The organism is Kitasatospora sp. NPDC047058, assembly GCF_040643935.1.
Lineage (GTDB): Bacteria > Actinomycetota > Actinomycetes > Streptomycetales > Streptomycetaceae > Kitasatospora.
Map to the genome: position 1 here is coordinate 1 of NZ_JBEYVJ010000185.1, position 13,860 is coordinate 13,860.

The 13,860-nt window shown below is 75.2% G+C and carries 12 protein-coding genes and 1 pseudogene; 6 read left to right on the forward strand and 7 right to left on the reverse strand.

What is annotated here, in order from left to right; genetic code table 11:
• Positions 1-102: 102 nt before the first annotated feature.
• The 4 genes and pseudogenes from ABZ885_RS24550 to ABZ885_RS24565 all read right to left on the reverse strand — a co-directional run.
• Positions 103-1,920: pseudogene (locus ABZ885_RS24550) on the reverse strand (serine/threonine protein kinase); the annotation flags it as partial.
• A 5-nt stretch (positions 1,921-1,925) separates the two neighbouring features.
• A complete protein-coding gene (locus ABZ885_RS24555) occupies positions 1,926-3,314 on the reverse strand; it encodes a hypothetical protein (protein ID WP_360192442.1) in 1,389 nt (462 codons plus the stop codon).
• Between the two features lie 169 nt (positions 3,315-3,483).
• Positions 3,484-4,434 carry a glutamate ABC transporter substrate-binding protein gene (locus ABZ885_RS24560; RefSeq protein ID WP_360192445.1) on the reverse strand — a complete coding sequence of 317 codons (951 nt, stop codon included), beginning with the start codon at positions 4,432-4,434 and terminating at the stop codon, positions 3,484-3,486.
• A gap of 16 nt (positions 4,435-4,450) precedes the next feature.
• A complete protein-coding gene (locus ABZ885_RS24565; protein ID WP_360192448.1) occupies positions 4,451-5,851 on the reverse strand; it encodes a hypothetical protein in 1,401 nt (466 codons plus the stop codon).
• Positions 5,852-6,202: 351 nt separating this feature from the next.
• On the opposite strand from ABZ885_RS24565, the gene ABZ885_RS24570 reads away from it, so the two are divergent.
• From ABZ885_RS24570 to ABZ885_RS24580, 3 genes are all read left to right on the forward strand, one after another.
• Complete coding sequence (locus ABZ885_RS24570) at positions 6,203-6,778, forward strand: nucleosidase (RefSeq protein ID WP_360192451.1); 576 nt, start codon at positions 6,203-6,205, stop codon at positions 6,776-6,778.
• Between the two features lie 39 nt (positions 6,779-6,817).
• On the forward strand, positions 6,818-7,336 hold the full coding sequence (locus ABZ885_RS24575; protein ID WP_360192453.1) for a DinB family protein: 519 nt from the start codon (positions 6,818-6,820) through the stop codon (positions 7,334-7,336).
• A gap of 120 nt (positions 7,337-7,456) precedes the next feature.
• Positions 7,457-8,941, forward strand: coding sequence for a hypothetical protein (locus tag ABZ885_RS24580; protein ID WP_360192456.1), 1,485 nt, complete (start codon positions 7,457-7,459; stop codon positions 8,939-8,941).
• Positions 8,942-9,011: 70 nt separating this feature from the next.
• Here the strand turns inward: ABZ885_RS24580 and ABZ885_RS24585 are convergent, their stop codons facing one another.
• On the reverse strand, positions 9,012-9,914 hold the full coding sequence (locus tag ABZ885_RS24585) for a sigma-70 family RNA polymerase sigma factor (protein WP_360192458.1): 903 nt from the start codon (positions 9,912-9,914) through the stop codon (positions 9,012-9,014).
• 121 nt (positions 9,915-10,035) lie between these two features.
• Here ABZ885_RS24585 and ABZ885_RS24590 point away from each other — a divergent pair, with 121 nt between their 5' ends.
• Together ABZ885_RS24590 and ABZ885_RS24595 are read left to right on the forward strand one after the other, a co-directional pair.
• Positions 10,036-10,830, forward strand: coding sequence for an NAD(P)H-binding protein (locus ABZ885_RS24590; RefSeq protein WP_360192461.1), 795 nt, complete (start codon positions 10,036-10,038; stop codon positions 10,828-10,830).
• A 34-nt stretch (positions 10,831-10,864) separates the two neighbouring features.
• The gene (locus ABZ885_RS24595; protein ID WP_360192464.1) at positions 10,865-11,395 is read left to right on the forward strand and encodes a hypothetical protein; all 531 of its coding nucleotides are present in this window, start codon (positions 10,865-10,867) and stop codon (positions 11,393-11,395) included.
• 79 nt (positions 11,396-11,474) lie between these two features.
• On the opposite strand, the gene ABZ885_RS24600 is transcribed toward ABZ885_RS24595, so the two are convergent.
• Positions 11,475-12,071 carry a cysteine hydrolase family protein gene (locus ABZ885_RS24600; protein ID WP_360192467.1) on the reverse strand — a complete coding sequence of 199 codons (597 nt, stop codon included), beginning with the start codon at positions 12,069-12,071 and terminating at the stop codon, positions 11,475-11,477.
• Between the two features lie 71 nt (positions 12,072-12,142).
• Here ABZ885_RS24600 and ABZ885_RS24605 point away from each other — a divergent pair, with 71 nt between their 5' ends.
• A complete protein-coding gene (locus ABZ885_RS24605; protein WP_360192470.1) occupies positions 12,143-13,123 on the forward strand; it encodes a helix-turn-helix domain-containing protein in 981 nt (326 codons plus the stop codon).
• On the opposite strand, the gene ABZ885_RS24610 is transcribed toward ABZ885_RS24605, so the two are convergent.
• A partial coding sequence (locus ABZ885_RS24610; protein WP_360192473.1) for a TetR/AcrR family transcriptional regulator occupies positions 13,099-13,860 on the reverse strand: 762 nt, incomplete at its 5' end. The two genes, ABZ885_RS24605 and ABZ885_RS24610, sit on opposite strands and share 25 nt — an antisense overlap.

Genomic DNA, 13,860 nt, shown 5'->3' on the forward strand with positions numbered 1-13,860 from the left:
CCATCCCGACGGCAAGCGAGACCGACATCACACGCAAAACGGACGTCGACGGGCAAAAAAATCGGAGAGCCCCTCGCTGGTGCGAGAGGCTCCCCTCTCGGCCAGCGCCTTCCCGGCGGCGTCGTGGCGCCCGAGTTCGAGGTGGGCGCGCAGCTCGCGCAGCCGGCGCTCGACGGAGTCGGCGGGCGCGCCGGCCAGTGCGTCGAGCGCCTCCTCCGGGTCGGTGGCGAGCAGGGTGGCCAGGAAGCCGGCGTTCGGGTCGGCCGGGTCGACCCGGGGGACGGGCAGCGCCAGCGCGGCGGCGGCCGGGTCGAGGTCGGTGACCCGCAGCGTGCCGGGCCGGACCGGGGGCTGCACCAACTCGCTGTCCACCACCCGCAGTTCCGGGCCGAACAGGGTGGAGGGCGAGGGCCGCGGCCGGCCGTCCTGGAGCGCCAGCACCTCGCGCAGCACACCGGTGAGCTGGTCGGCCATCTCCTCGGCGGAGGCGAACCGGCGGGCCGGGTCCGGGTCGGTGGCCCGGACCAGGAAGCGGTAGTACGACTCGTACGCGGCGAAGACCGGCACGGACTCCGGGCCGGGCAGCGCGTCGCGGTAGGTGGTGCTGTAGCCCTGGAAGTCGAAGGTGAGCACCGCGAGGGTGCGGGCGACGGTGTAGAGGTCGGAGGCGGGGGAGGGGCCCTCGGTGGCGATCTCGGGCGCCTGGTAGCCGATGGTGCCGTAGATCGGGCCGTCGTCGTCGAAGCGGCGGACGGCGCCCATGTCGATGATCTTGAGCGCGTCGCCGCTCTGGATCACGTTGTCGATCTTGAAGTCGCAGTAGACCAGGCCCCGGCCGTGCAGATAGCCGAGCGCGGGCAGCGCCTCCAGCGCGTACGCGATGGCCTGCTCCACCGGCAGCGGCTCGCGCCGGCCCTCCGGCGTGCGGCGCTCGTTGGCGATGTCCTTGAGCGACTTGCCGCCGACGTACTCCATCACGATGTAGCCGTCGGTGGAGCCGGTGCGCAGGTCCGGGTGCTCGGCGAAGTTGATGATGCGGACGATGTTCGGGTGGTCCACCTCGGCCAGGAACCGCCGTTCGGCGACGGCCACCGCGAGCGCGTCCTCGTCCCCGGTGTCGAGCAGGCCCTTCAGCACCACCCACTTGTCGTTGACCCGCCGGTCCACCGCCAGGTAGATCCAGCCGAGCCCGCCGTGCGCCAGGCAGCCGACCACCTCGTACTGCCCGCCGACGAGGTCCCCCCGGCGCAGCTTGGGCGTGAACGAGTACGGCGTGCCGCACTTGGTGCAGAAGCCGTCGGGGCGGCCCGCGCGGCCGTTCTTCTCCCGGCCCACCGGGGCGTCGCACTTGGAGCAGAACCGCTTGCGCTCCGGCACCTCCGGGTTCTCCAGCACCGCCTGCGAGGGGTCCGCCGCCGGGACGGTGGGCACCGTCACCAGGCCGGCCCCGAGCCGGCTGCGGGTGCCCGCGCTGTCGGTGCGGCGGCTGCTGACCACCGACACCGAGCCGCTGCCGGTGCGGGTCGAGCGGTGCGGGCGGGACCGGCCGGACATCGAGCGGGCCGAGCCGGTGCGGGACGAGCCGGTGCGGGAGGAGTCGGGGGAGACCCGGGCGGAGGGGACGTACGGCTGGGTGATCCCGGTGTCGGGGCCGGGGGCGGTGAGGCCGCACTCGTCGCAGTAGCCGTCCGGGTCGATGGTGCCGGTGCAGTCGCGCGGGCAGGGATCGCCGGGGCCCGCGGCCGCCGCGGCGGCGGTCCCGGTTGCGGTTCCGCCTGCGGTCCCGGTCCCGGTCCCGGTCCCGGTCCCGGTCTTGGTGGACGTCGTCCCCGCCGGTGCGAGCCCGCACTCGTCGCAGAAGCCGTCCGCGTCGATCGTCCCGCCGCCGGTGCACTCCGGCCGTGCGCACGCCTCGCCCATGAACCTCAGCCCCCCAGTCCCTGTTGTCCCTGTGCCTGCCCGTCGACCGGCTCGCCGCCGGGCCGCCCCTCGCCGTACGTCCCCCCGCCGGGCGGCCCGGCCGGGGCCGGCCGCAGCGACTGCTGGAAGCGCGCCACGGCCGCGGCCGCCGCCCGCAGGTCGCACGGCGCGCTCCAGAGCAGCCAGCGCGCCTTCTCGTACCGCTCGATCACTTCCGGGTCCTCGGCGACCCGCAGCCGGGCCGCCATCGCCTTGTACGCGTCCAGCCGCCCGCGCAGCTCGGCCCGGACGGCCAGCGGCTGGGTCACCTCGGTCAGCGACCGGCGGGCCCGGGTCAGCTCCTTGGCGGCCGCGTCCTCCAGCGCGTCGAGCAGCGGCGCCAGCCGGTGCCACTGCCCGCCCTGGCGCAACTCCAGGGCCAGCACGATCCGTTCGCGCAGCGCCGAGGCCGGCCCGGGCACCGCCGGCACCTCGGTGGCGGCGATCTTCGCCAGCACCTCGCCGCGCGCCCGGCGGGCCTCGGCCAGCGTGGCGTCCGCCCGCTGCAGGAGGTCGCCGACGCCCTGCAGCCGCTCCTCGGCGTCGTCGCGCAGCCGCAGCAGGTCCTCCAGCTCCAGCCGGACGCCGTCCAGCGCCCGCCCGGCCCGGTCGAACCGCTCGGTGTCCACCACCCCGGACGGCGTGGCCAGCGCGGTGCCGTCCGGGACGGTGCCGCGCTGGGCCGGGACGCGGGCCGGCCGCCACAGCGCCAGCGGGTCGCTGCGCACCTCGGCCCGCAGCCCGGTCAGGTCGGCCGCCAGCCCGGCCAGGTCGTCGCCGAGCGGGTGGCTCCCCAGGTGCACGCCGAGCGAGCCGGCCAGCGTCTGCACCCGGCCGAGCTCGGCAAGCAGCAGGTCGATCCGGGCCGGCAGCGCGGACCAGACGGCGTCGGCGGCGCAGACCACCTCCAGCACGGTGGCGTACCAGGAGTTCATCCGCGCCATCAGCTCGTCCAGGCTGACCCGCTCGACCAGCTTGGCGGGCGCACCGAGCAGTTGCGGGCCGTCCGGCACCGCGCCGCCGGGCACGGTGACCGCGTCACCGGTCAACAGCTCGCTGAGCTCGGCGAGTTCGGCCGCGCCGGGCTTGGCCTTGCGGGCCCGGACCGCGCGGGCCGAGGCCAGCGCCTCCGAGTAGCGGTCGAACAGCGCCCAGAGCAGCGGCAGGCCCTGCCCGGCGACGGACCAGCGCTCCCGGGTGCGCCCGGTCAGCTCGGCGCCGTCGAGCAGCCGCAGGCCCGGGTGGTCCTGGAGCGAGAGCAGCGCCGATTCGACCGCGTCGCGTTCGGCGCCGAGGCGCGCCAGCGCGCGGTCCACCTCCTCCCGGCTCAGTACCGGGCCGGCCGAAGCTGCCAAGGCCGTCTCCCCCTCTTCGTCCTGGTCGTCCTGGTCGTCCCGGTCCCGGGACGGCGGTCACCGACCCTAGCCTGCGGCACCGGGCCCGGAGCGGGCCCGGTCCTCGAAGCTCCGTCAAGGGCCCGGGCCGCCCGGCCGGCCGCCGGGCGGCGGTCCGCGCCCCCGCCGGTCAATGCGCCGCCGGCCAGTAGTGGTCGGCGTCGTTCAGCAGGTACGGCTTGAGCCACCGGTCGTACGCGCCGCGCCAGCCGCCGCTCGCGTAGTAGTCGGCGAGCACCTGGTTCACCCGGGCCGTCAGGTCGGGGCTGGTCCTGAGCATCGCGACGCCCATCACGCCCGGCTGGATCTCGCCGTCCACCACCCGGACGGTCTGGTCCTGAGCCGCCTGGCTGGCCGCCAGGACGTCGTCGGTCATGGTCGCCTCGACCTTGCCCAGCTGCATCAGCACCAGGCAGTCCAGGTTGTTCTCCGGCGTGACGAGCTGTCTGACCGGACGGCCCTTCAGCGCTTCGACGGCCGAGGAGCCGGCCGCCGCGCAGACGGTCCGGTCCTTGAGCGCCTCGTCGAGGTTCTTCGCGGGGGACGACTTGGGCACCACCACCCGCTGGCTGATGTTGAAGTACGGCCGGGAGAAGGCCACGTCCTCCATGCGCTTGCAGGTGATCGTCATGGTGCGGACGATCAGGTCGACCTTGCCGTCCTTGATGAACTGGACCCGGTCGGCGGTCGGGACCGACTTGAGGACCACCTTGTCCGGGTCGCCCATGATCGCGGTGCCGATCGCCCTGGCGAGGTCGATGTCGAAGCCCTCCAGCTGACCGGTGTTCGGGTTGCGGGCACCCCAGCGGTAGCTGTTCAGGTCGATGCCGATGACCAGGCTGCGCTTGGCCTTGATCGCCTTCACCGCCGGGCCGTCCTCACCGCTCGGCGGCACGCTCCTGTACACGTCGCAGGGCTCGTCCTGCTCCTGCTGCTGCGCCTGCGGCGCCACCGCCGTCCGAGCGGCCGCCACCGGCAGCACGGCACCCTGCGGGCCGCCCGTGCCGAGCACCGCCGCACAGGACGCCAGCAGCGCCACGGCCGTCACCGACCGGGCCCGTACGGTCTTGCTGCGCCTCATGTCCGTCCCCCTCCCTCTACCGGTACTCGGCCAGTCGCCGGCCGAGGCCGCGGGCCGCCGCGACGGCCGCCACCAGGGACAGCACCGCGACCGCCACGGCGGCGGTGCGCAGATCCCCGTCGGTGCCCTCGGCGGCCCGCCGGAACTGCTTCAGCTCGGCGCCGGCGGCCTGGTCCAGCTGCCGGTCGGTGCCGTTGAACCAGGCGTCGGCGGTCTTCGCCGCGTCCGCCTCCCTGGCGGTCACCGTGGCGTCCACCGCGCCCTGGTAGTCCCCCTCGTGCTCCAGCCTGCTCGCCGTGGCGTGCTGCTCGCGCCAGTGCCGGTACTGCTGACCGGCGTCGGCGACGGCCCCCTCGGCCTCCGCCGGGGCCAGCCGCAGGGCGTCCGCCAGGGTGCCGCTCCGCGGGGCGCCGTCCTGCGCGCCCTGGGCGGCCTGTGCGCCCTGGCCGTCCTGGGAGGTGTCGGGGCCGGACAGGTGCTCGGTGGTCTTCGACCAGAGGTCGGCGTACTTGGCGCTGGAACCGCGGGCGACGTAGTGCAGGTTCTCCGCCAGCCGGGCCGTCAGCACGTCCACCCGGGCCGCGTTGAGCGCGCGCAGCGGTGCGGCGCCCTTCTGCTCGCTCTCCTGCAGTGCGCCGCGCGCCCCCAGTCCGGCGACGGTCAGCCAGAGCACCGCGGCCAGCACGGCGGCGGTCGCGCCCAGCAGCCCCACGTTGAACACCCGGTTGGTCCGGCGGAACAGCACCACCTGGACCCAGCCCAGCACCGCGAGCGCCAGCACCCCCAGCCCGTACGCGGCCCACGGCACCGCCCGGGCCGCGGCGTAGTCGTCCGCCAGCTCCCGGTTCTCGGCGGCGGTGAGCTCGGCGGCGGCCGGCAGCAGGACGGTGCGCATCTGGTCGGAGGCGTACCGCAGGTAGGCGCCGCCGAGCGGGTAGCCCAGCCGGTTGTTCGCCCGCGCGCTCTCCACCAGGCCGGCGTAGACCGGCACCTGCTGGTTGAGCGCGGCGAGCCAGCCCTGGGCGGGGGAGGAGGCGGTGGTCCGCGCGGCCGCCTCGGCGATCAGCCGGGACGCCGTCGCGAGGTCCTGCTCGTAGCGGTCGCGGACGGCCTTCGGCTCGGCGCCGGCCAGCAGGAAGCCGGTGGCCGCCGTGGTGTCCGCGTCGGCCAGTGCGCGGTTGATGTCGGCCGCCGCCTGGCTCAGCGGCTGGCTGTACGAGACCACGCGCTGCGCGGCCTGCGCCCGGGACTCCACCTGCCAGGCCGTGAGCGTGCCGAAGGCGACCGTGACCACCGCCAGCAGCGCCCCGGCCAGCCGCAGCCGGCCCGGTGCCGTCCGGGTGGCCCGGCCGAGCCTGGCCAGCGGCCCGGGCCACCCGCCGGCGGCCGTGCCGCCGGGCCGTGCCGGCGCCCCCACGCCCGGCCCTTCCGTTCGTACCGGTGTCGCCACCTGCCCCACCCTCCCCTGTGGCCCGGGCCCGTCGAACCGGGCCCGGCCGTTGCCAGCAGTATGGCCGTCGCTCCCCGCGGCCACACCCGACTTGCGCCGATCTTGAGCATCGCCGAGTGCCGTGGGCGGGCACCGGTTCCGAACCTGGTTTCGAGAGTGCTGGGCCGGCCGTCCCGGGTACGGGGCGGGCGGCGAACGGGTCGACGCGGGATGCACCCTATGCGGTTCCCCGGGCCCCCGGAGGGGAGGGGTCCGATTGTGGGGGTCGTGGGGTCGTGGGGCCGCCGGCCGGGCCGGTGCCCTCCGTACCATGACGGTATGCGCCTGATGGGAACGATCTCCGCCGACCGCCCGCTCGTCGTCGTCGCCGTCCGGGAGGAGGCCGCCTACCTCGGCGACCGGCTGCCGGTGCTGCTCACCGGGATCGGGAAGGTCAACGCCGCCGCCGCGCTGGCCACCGTGCTGGCCCAGGGCGAGCACCCCTCCGAGGTCCTCAACCTCGGCACCGCCGGTGCGCTGCGGTCCGGCTGGGAGGGCACCCACACGGTCACCCAGGTGATCCAGCACGACCTCGACAGCCCGGCCCTGTTCGAGCTCACCGGCCGGACCTACGGCGCACCGCTGGTGGTCGGCAAGGGCGAGGGCCCGATCCTGGCCACCGGCGACCTCTTCGTCTCCTCCGCCGCCGCCCGCGACCGGCTGGCCGAGCACGCCGACCTGGTCGACATGGAGGGCTACGCGGTCGCCTCCGTCGCCCACCGGGCCGGGGTGCCGGTCCGGCTGGTCAAGCACGTCAGCGACGAGGCCGGCGACGGCGCCGTGCACACCTGGCGGGAGGCGGTCGACGACTGCGCCCGCCACCTCGCCGACTGGCTGCACGGCCAGGGGTGGTGACGGTCCGTCAGGAGGGACGACGAGCTTAGGGTGGCGGGCGTGACCGAGAACACCGCCGCGCGCAAGCGCTCCGACGTCCGCCCGCCCGGCCTCAACGCCGACGAGCCGACCACCCTGCTGACCTTCCTCGACTACCTGCGCGAGGCGGTGATCCTCAAGACCGACGGCCTGTCCGACGAGGACGCCCGCCGCCCCGGCGTCGCCTCCGGCACCAGCCTGCTGTGGCTGGTCCGGCACCTGACCGCGGTCGAACTCAACTGGTTCCTCTGGGCCTACCGGGGCGACGACGTCGAGCTGTGGGACGACGACGCGCCCTCGCCCGGCGACGAGACGGTGGCCGGGTCGGTCGCCGCGTACCGGGCGGCGGTCGCCCGGGCCAACGAGGTCATCGCCGCCGCGGCCGGCCACCTGGACCGCCCCGGCGTCCGCTCGCTGCGGCCCGACGGCGAAGCGCCGTCGATGCGCTGGCTGCTGGTCCACATGATCGAGGAGACCGGCCGGCACGCCGGTCACGCCGACATCATCCGCGAGCAGTTGGACGGCAGGGTCGGCCGCTGACGCCGGTTCAGCGGCGGGGGCGGGTGCGTTCGCTCCTGACGGTCAATGGAATACTCCCCCGCGCACCGCGGCGCCGCCCTGACGGCGCCGCGCGTTTCCACACAGGGGGATCAGAAGTTCATGCCGTCGTCAACCAGAACCACCCGCTCCGCGCGGGCCGCCCTCGGCGCCTCGGTGCTCGCGCTCACCCTGCTCGGCACCTCGGCCTGCGGGCCGGACAACAGCTCGGCCGATGCCGCCGCCACGGCGGGCGCTCCCAACCTCGGGCTCCCGGCCAACCTCGACGACCTGAAGAAGTGGAAGTTCGAGGACTGGGAGAAGTGGGCGAAGGACTACGCCCTCCCGGCCGCCAACAAGGGCTTCTGGACGCTGGAGAAGCTGCTCCAGGCCAAGCCGGACGAGCCGATCGCGCCGCCGGCCGCCCCGCCCGCCCAGCCGGGCCAGCCCGCGCAGCCGTCGCAGCCGGGCCAGCCGCCGGCCCCGGCACCCGCGAGCACGGCGCCCGGCGCCAAGCCGCCGGCCGGGCAGCCCACCCAGCCGGGGCACCCGACCACGCCGGCCGCGCCGAAGCCGTCCAACACCCAGCAGCCGGCCTCCCAGGCGCCGGCGCCGCCCAAGTCGCAGGCCCCGGCCCAGCCGGCGCAGCCCTCGCAGCCGGGCCAGCCCGCACAGCCGCCCGCCCAGCCCGCGCAGCCGCCCGCCCAGCCCGCGCAGCCGCCGGCCCAGCCGTCGCAGCCGGGCCAGCCCGCGCAGCCGCCGGCCCAGCCCGCCCAGCCGGGTGACAACGGCAACGACCCGCTGCCGAAGACCGTCGACGCCCAGCCCCTGCAGCACCCGTACACCAAGTACGGCGTGCACGGGAAGCTGTTCGCCGACGCGCCGGGCTCCGGCCCGAACGCCGCGGGCGGCCTCAACCACAACCAGTGCTCCGCGACCGTGGTGGCCGACCCGGCCCACCCCGGCAAGAGCAACCTGGTGTGGACCGCCGGCCACTGCGTCCACCAGGGCAAGGGCGGCTCCTTCTACAGCAACATCACCTTCATCCCGGCGTTCAACAGCAACGCCGCGCTGAGCGGCGGCAAGCAGGCGGACGAGTCCCAGTACGCGCCGTTCGGCGTCTGGTCCGGGACGCAGGCCGTCACCTCCCCGCAGTGGAAGGCCGAGGGCGGCAAGACCGGTGACGCGTCCACCCACTACGACTTCGCGATCATCCGGGTGCAGCCCCCGGCCGGCGGCAAGTCGCTGGAGGAGACGGTCGGCGGCGCGCTGCCGGTCTGGTTCAACGCCCCGCGCGACCAGCTGAGCATCAGCGAGTTCGGCTACCCGGCCGCCCCGCCGTACGACGGCATGGAGCTGAACCGCTGCGAGAGCGGCAAGCCGGGCCGGCTGTCCTACGAGCCCTCGCGCCCGCCGATGCTGGTGATCGGCTGCAGCATGACCGCCGGCTCCAGCGGCGGCGGCTGGCTGGCGGTCCGGGACGGCAAGCCGGTCCTGGTCAGCAACGTGTCGGTGGGCAAGCACACCGGCGACCCGAAGTTCCAGGCCGGCCCGTACCTGGACGACGTCGCCGCCGGTGCGTACGACTTCCTGTCCAAGAAGGGCTGAGCCCGGCCCGCGGACGACGACCGCCCCCGCACGGAAGCCGTGCGGGGGCGGTCGCGTACCGGCGCCGGGTTCAGTCTCGGAAGGCCGACACGTCGAGCGCACCCAGCCGCTCCGGGTCGGACAGCACGTCGATCGCGACGATCACGCCGCCCACCACGGTGAACGCCATGGTCGCGACCAGCCTGCCGTTGGCGCCGATCACCACGACCCCGGCGGCGCCGTTGATCAGCGCCGGGCGCGCGTACGGCGCCAGCGAGTGGTACAGGACCGCCTGGTCCGCCACCGTCCGGGCGCCGCTGAGCACCACCGTGCCACGGAGCCGTCCGACGTCGCCGTCCGAGCGCAGCACCACGTCGGGGTCGAGCACGGCGAGCAGCGCGTCCAGGTCGCCGGTGCGGGTGGCGGCGAAGAACGCGTCGACGGCCACCCGCTGCCGGGCGAGGTCCCGGTCGGGCGCCGGCGCCTGCCCCTGCACCTTGCGGCGGGCCCGGCTGGCGAGCTGCCGGGTCGCGGCCGTGGTCTTCTCGATCAGCGGGGCGATCTCCTCGAACGGCACCGCGAACAGGTCGTGCAGCACGAACGCCACCCGCTCGGCGGGCGACAGCGACTCCAGCACCACCATCAGCGCCAGCCCGACCGAGTCGGCCAGCAGGACCTCCTGCTCCGGGTCGACCACGGCGCCCTCACGCGCCAGCAGCGGATCCGGGATCCGCAACTCCAGCGGGTCCTCACGCCGCTGCTCGCGCGAGCGCAGCATGTTCAGGCAGACCCGGCTCATCACCGTGGTCAGCCACCCGCCGAGGTTCGCGACCTCACCGGTGTCGGTGCGGTCGTACCGCAGCCAGGTCTCCTGGAGGGCGTCCTCGGCCTCGCTGATCGAGCCGAGCATCCGGTACGCCACGGCCCGCAGGTGCGACCGGTGCTCCTCGAAGCGCTCGGTCGGCGTCCCGGCCGGTAAAACTCTCTCGTCCACCGTGTCACATTCCTTCGTCGCCGCGGGTCAGAGCTGCAGAACCACGAAAGCTGCAGGCCCCCGAAACCTAACGGCTCAGGCCGGGAGATCAACTTCCGGCCGGGACGAACCGGAGACGACCATGACGAACGCGCCCCTGACGAACGAGCCCCTGGCGAACGCCCCCGTCCTCGTGACCGGCGGCACCGGCACCCTCGGCGGCCACGTCCTCCCGCTGCTGCGCGCGGCCGGCCGCGAGGTCCGGGTGCTCACCCGCAGCGCCCGCCCGGTCGCGGACGGCGTCACCTACGTGACCGGCGACCTGCTCCGGGACGAGGGCACCGACGCCGCGGTGGCGGGTGCCGGCACGGTGCTGCACCTGGCCGGCGGCGCCAAGGGCGACGACGTGGCCACCGCGAACCTGGTGCGCGCCGCGCAGCGGGCCGGCGTGCGGCACCTCGTCTACATCTCGGTGATCGGCGCCGACCGGCTCCCGCTCGGCTACTTCCGCGCCAAGCTGGGTGCCGAGCAGGCCGTCGCCGACTCGGGCTTGCCGTACACCACGCTGCGCGCCGCCCAGTTCCACGACCTGGCGCTGAAGGTGGCGGCCGGGATGGCGAAGCTCCCGCTCGTGCCGGCCCCCGGCGGCATCCGCTGGCAGCCGGTCGACGCCCGCGACGTGGCGGCCCGGCTGGTCGAACTGGCGCTGGACGAGCCGGCCGGCCACGTCCCGGACCTGGCCGGCCCGACGGTGTACCCGATGGCCGAGCTGGTCCGCGGCTACCTCAAGGCCCGCGGCAAGAGCCGGCCGATGCTGCCGGTCCGCGTCCCCGGCAAGGTCGGCCGCGCCTACCGGGCGGGTGACAACCTGACCCTCGCGGGCGCCGAGACGGGCCGCCGGACCTGGGAGCAGTTCCTCGCCGAGCGGGTGGGCTGAGCACGTGTCAGGCACAGACCCTAGATTGGCCCCCATGTCGTCCCCGCTGCTCGCCCGCATCCGGGCCACCCCCGCCGTCGCCGACTTCCTGCTCTGGCCCGGCGACTTCGACCTCGACCACCGCGGCCACTGCGAGGAGGTCGTGCTGGCCTCCGGCGAGCCGCTGCAGCCGATCGCCGGGGACGGCGGCGGCGGGACGTACTTCCTCTGCGGCGAGGGCGGCGACGAGCGGCCGGTGCTCTACGCCGACTCCGAGGGCGGCGCGGCGGTGGTGGCGGTCGGCCTGCCGGAGCTGGTCCGGCTGCTGCTCACCGTCCCCTGGTGGCGGGACTGCCCGGGCTGCACGGCGGAGGAGAGCGCCGAGGCGGCCGAGGAGTACCGGGAGGACGAGCCCACGCTGGCGGACGACCGCGATGCGGCGGCGGCCGCCCTCGGGATCGAACTGCCCACCGAGGCCGAGGCGTTGGCCCGGCTGTACGAGGTGGCGACCGGGCCGGGGCGGGGCGTCGTCCTGCTCAACGCGGTGGAGGGGACGCGGTACCGGGCGCTGATCGGGCCGCGCTGACCGCCGCCTGCGCGGCCTGCGGCCCGCCCACGTCTGCGGCCCGCCCACGCCTGCGCCTGCCCGCCTGCGCCTGCCCGGCCTACGCCTTCGCGGCCGTCAGCACGGCCTCGGTGGTGACCACCTTGGCGAACCGCATCGCGTGCAGCACCGTCGAGGTGGCGCGGGCGAGTTCGGCGGCGGGGACGGTCACGCCGTCGGGGCCGGTCATGTCGAAGGCGTGCATCGCGTCGGCCGGGAAGATCGCGTCGTAGCCGAGGTTGCCGGCCATCCGGGCGGTGGTCTCGTTGCACACGTTGGTGATGATCCCGACGATCACGACCTGCCGGGCGCCCCGCGCCTGGAGCCACTCGTGCAGGTCCGGGGTGCCGTAGAAGGCGCTGTTGACGGTCTTGGTGATGTGCAGGTCCGGCTTGACGGCCGCCACGAAGTCCTTCAGCTCGTACCCCGGGGTGCCGACCACCAGCGGGCCGGCCGCGGAGGCGTGCTGCACCGTCACGATCGGCCGCCCGGTGGTCTCCCAGGCCGTGATCAACTCGCCGATCCGCTGCTCGGCCTCGGGGTTGTCGCGCTCGCCCCAGAACGCGTAGTCCTCGAAGCCCTTCTGGACGTCGATGACGACCAGGACGGCGTCGGAGTCGAGGGTGAGCGGGGCGTCGAATGCACTGGTGTTCGTCATGTGTCCATCCTGCGGCGGCCGGGAGGCCGGCCGTGATAGGCGCTGCCGCCACCCATCGATACGATCCTGCCATGCGAACGGTGGGTTGCCTGATCTTCGACGGGGTACGGGCGTTCGACTACGCGGTGATCGGTGAGGTGTGGGCGAACCGGGTCGCCAGGCCCGGACTGCCCGCCTTCGAGCTGCGGGTCTGCGGGCCGGAGGGGGCACGGGTGCGGCTCGGCGGCGGCCTGGAACGGGTGCCGGACGCCGGGCTGGACGCGCTGGCGGACTGCGACGTGGTCGTCGTGCCGGGCATGGAGGGCGTGCGCGAGCAGCGGGACCCGGCCGTGCTCGACGCGCTGCGCGCCGCACACGCGCAGGGCGTCACCGTCGCCTCGCTCTGCGCGGGCGCCTTCGTGCTCGCCGAGGCCGGCCTGCTGGACGGCCGGACCGCCACCACCCACTGGGCGCTCGCCGCCGAACTCGCCCGCCGACACCCGGCGGTGGACGTTCGGCCGGAGGTGCTGTTCACCGGCGAGGAGGGGATCTGGACCTCCGCCGGGGTGGCGGCCGGCATCGACCTCTGCCTGCACCTGGTCCGCGCCGCGCACGGCCAGCAGGCCGCCGCCGTCATCGCCCGCGCCATGGTCACCGCACCGTTCCGCACCGGCGGCCAGGCCCAGTTCATCCCGTCCCCCGTCCCCGAGGACGCCGTGGACGACCCGCTGGCGCGCGCCCGGGCGGAGATCCTGGCCGCGCTCGACACCCCGTGGACGGTCCGCCGGATGGCCGGGGTGGCGGTGATGTCGGAGCGCTCCTTCGCCCGCCGCTTCGTGGAGGCGACCGGCACCACGCCGCTGCGCTGGCTGCTGGAACAGCGGGTGCTCGCGGCGCAGCGGCTGCTGGAGGAGACGGACCTGCCGGTGGACGCCGTCGCCGTCCGTTGCGGCTTCGGCTCGGCGGTGTCGCTGCGGCCCGCCTTCGTCTCCCGGGTGGGGGTGGCACCGCGCGAGTACCGGCGGGCGTTCCGGGGGCGGGAGGCCGGTCAGGGCGCGCCGGCCGTGCCCTGACGGGTGTCGCCGGACCGCCCGATCCGGGCGGCGAGCCCGTCCAGCAGGTTGGCCAGGCCGAACTCGAACAGGGCGTCCAGGTCCAGGTCGTAGCCGTCCGTCAGTCCGGCCATCAGCCGGGCGAAGGCGGGGAAGCGGCCCGAGGCGACGAGCTCGTCGAGGGCGGAGCTCCTGGTGTCCATCCACTCGTCCTCGGTGATGCCGGTGGCGGCCTGGGCATGCGCCTCGCGCTCCAGGTTGACCGCGATGCCCTCGATGTAGCTGTACAGCAGCACGTGGGTGTCCAGCACGGTCACGGCGTCCAGGCCGTGGCCCTCCAGCGCGGCGAGCGCCCACTCGGCGTGCGTCATCAGGTTGGGCAGCACCAGTGGCCGGGTGACCGGGCTGAGCTGGGCCAGCCACGGGTGGCGGCGGAACAGCGCCCACAGCGTGCGGGCGCCCAGCTCCAGCCGGGCCCGCCAGCCGGCGGGCGGCTCGGCGGGGTAGGCCGCCTCGCCGAAGGCCGCGTCGGCGGTCAGCAGCACGAGCTCCTCCTTGCTGGTGACGTACCGGTAGGTGGCCATCGCGGAGACGCCGAGCCGGGCCGCGACGGCGCGCATCGAGAGGGCGCCCAGCCCCTCGGCGTCGGCCAGTTCCAGCGCGGCGCGGACGATCCGCTCGCGGGTCAACTCGCCGTCGGTGGCGGCGGGTTCGCGGGGGCGGCCGGGTGCCGGGGTGGCGTCGGCGGCCTTGACGCC

What these genes read in the sequence shown, in the direction of transcription:
- ABZ885_RS24560 (WP_360192445.1), bottom strand. Translation starts at nt 4,434, where the DNA reads ATGAGGCGCAGCAAGACCGTACGGGCCCGGTCGGTGACGGCCGTGGCG.
- ABZ885_RS24570 (WP_360192451.1), top strand. Translation starts at nt 6,203, where the DNA reads ATGCGCCTGATGGGAACGATCTCCGCCGACCGCCCGCTCGTCGTCGTC.
- ABZ885_RS24580 (WP_360192456.1), top strand. Translation starts at nt 7,457, where the DNA reads ATGCCGTCGTCAACCAGAACCACCCGCTCCGCGCGGGCCGCCCTCGGC.
- ABZ885_RS24590 (WP_360192461.1), top strand. Translation starts at nt 10,036, where the DNA reads ATGACGAACGCGCCCCTGACGAACGAGCCCCTGGCGAACGCCCCCGTC.
- ABZ885_RS24595 (WP_360192464.1), top strand. Translation starts at nt 10,865, where the DNA reads ATGTCGTCCCCGCTGCTCGCCCGCATCCGGGCCACCCCCGCCGTCGCC.
- ABZ885_RS24600 (WP_360192467.1), bottom strand. Translation starts at nt 12,071, where the DNA reads ATGACGAACACCAGTGCATTCGACGCCCCGCTCACCCTCGACTCCGAC.
- ABZ885_RS24605 (WP_360192470.1), top strand. Translation starts at nt 12,143, where the DNA reads ATGCGAACGGTGGGTTGCCTGATCTTCGACGGGGTACGGGCGTTCGAC.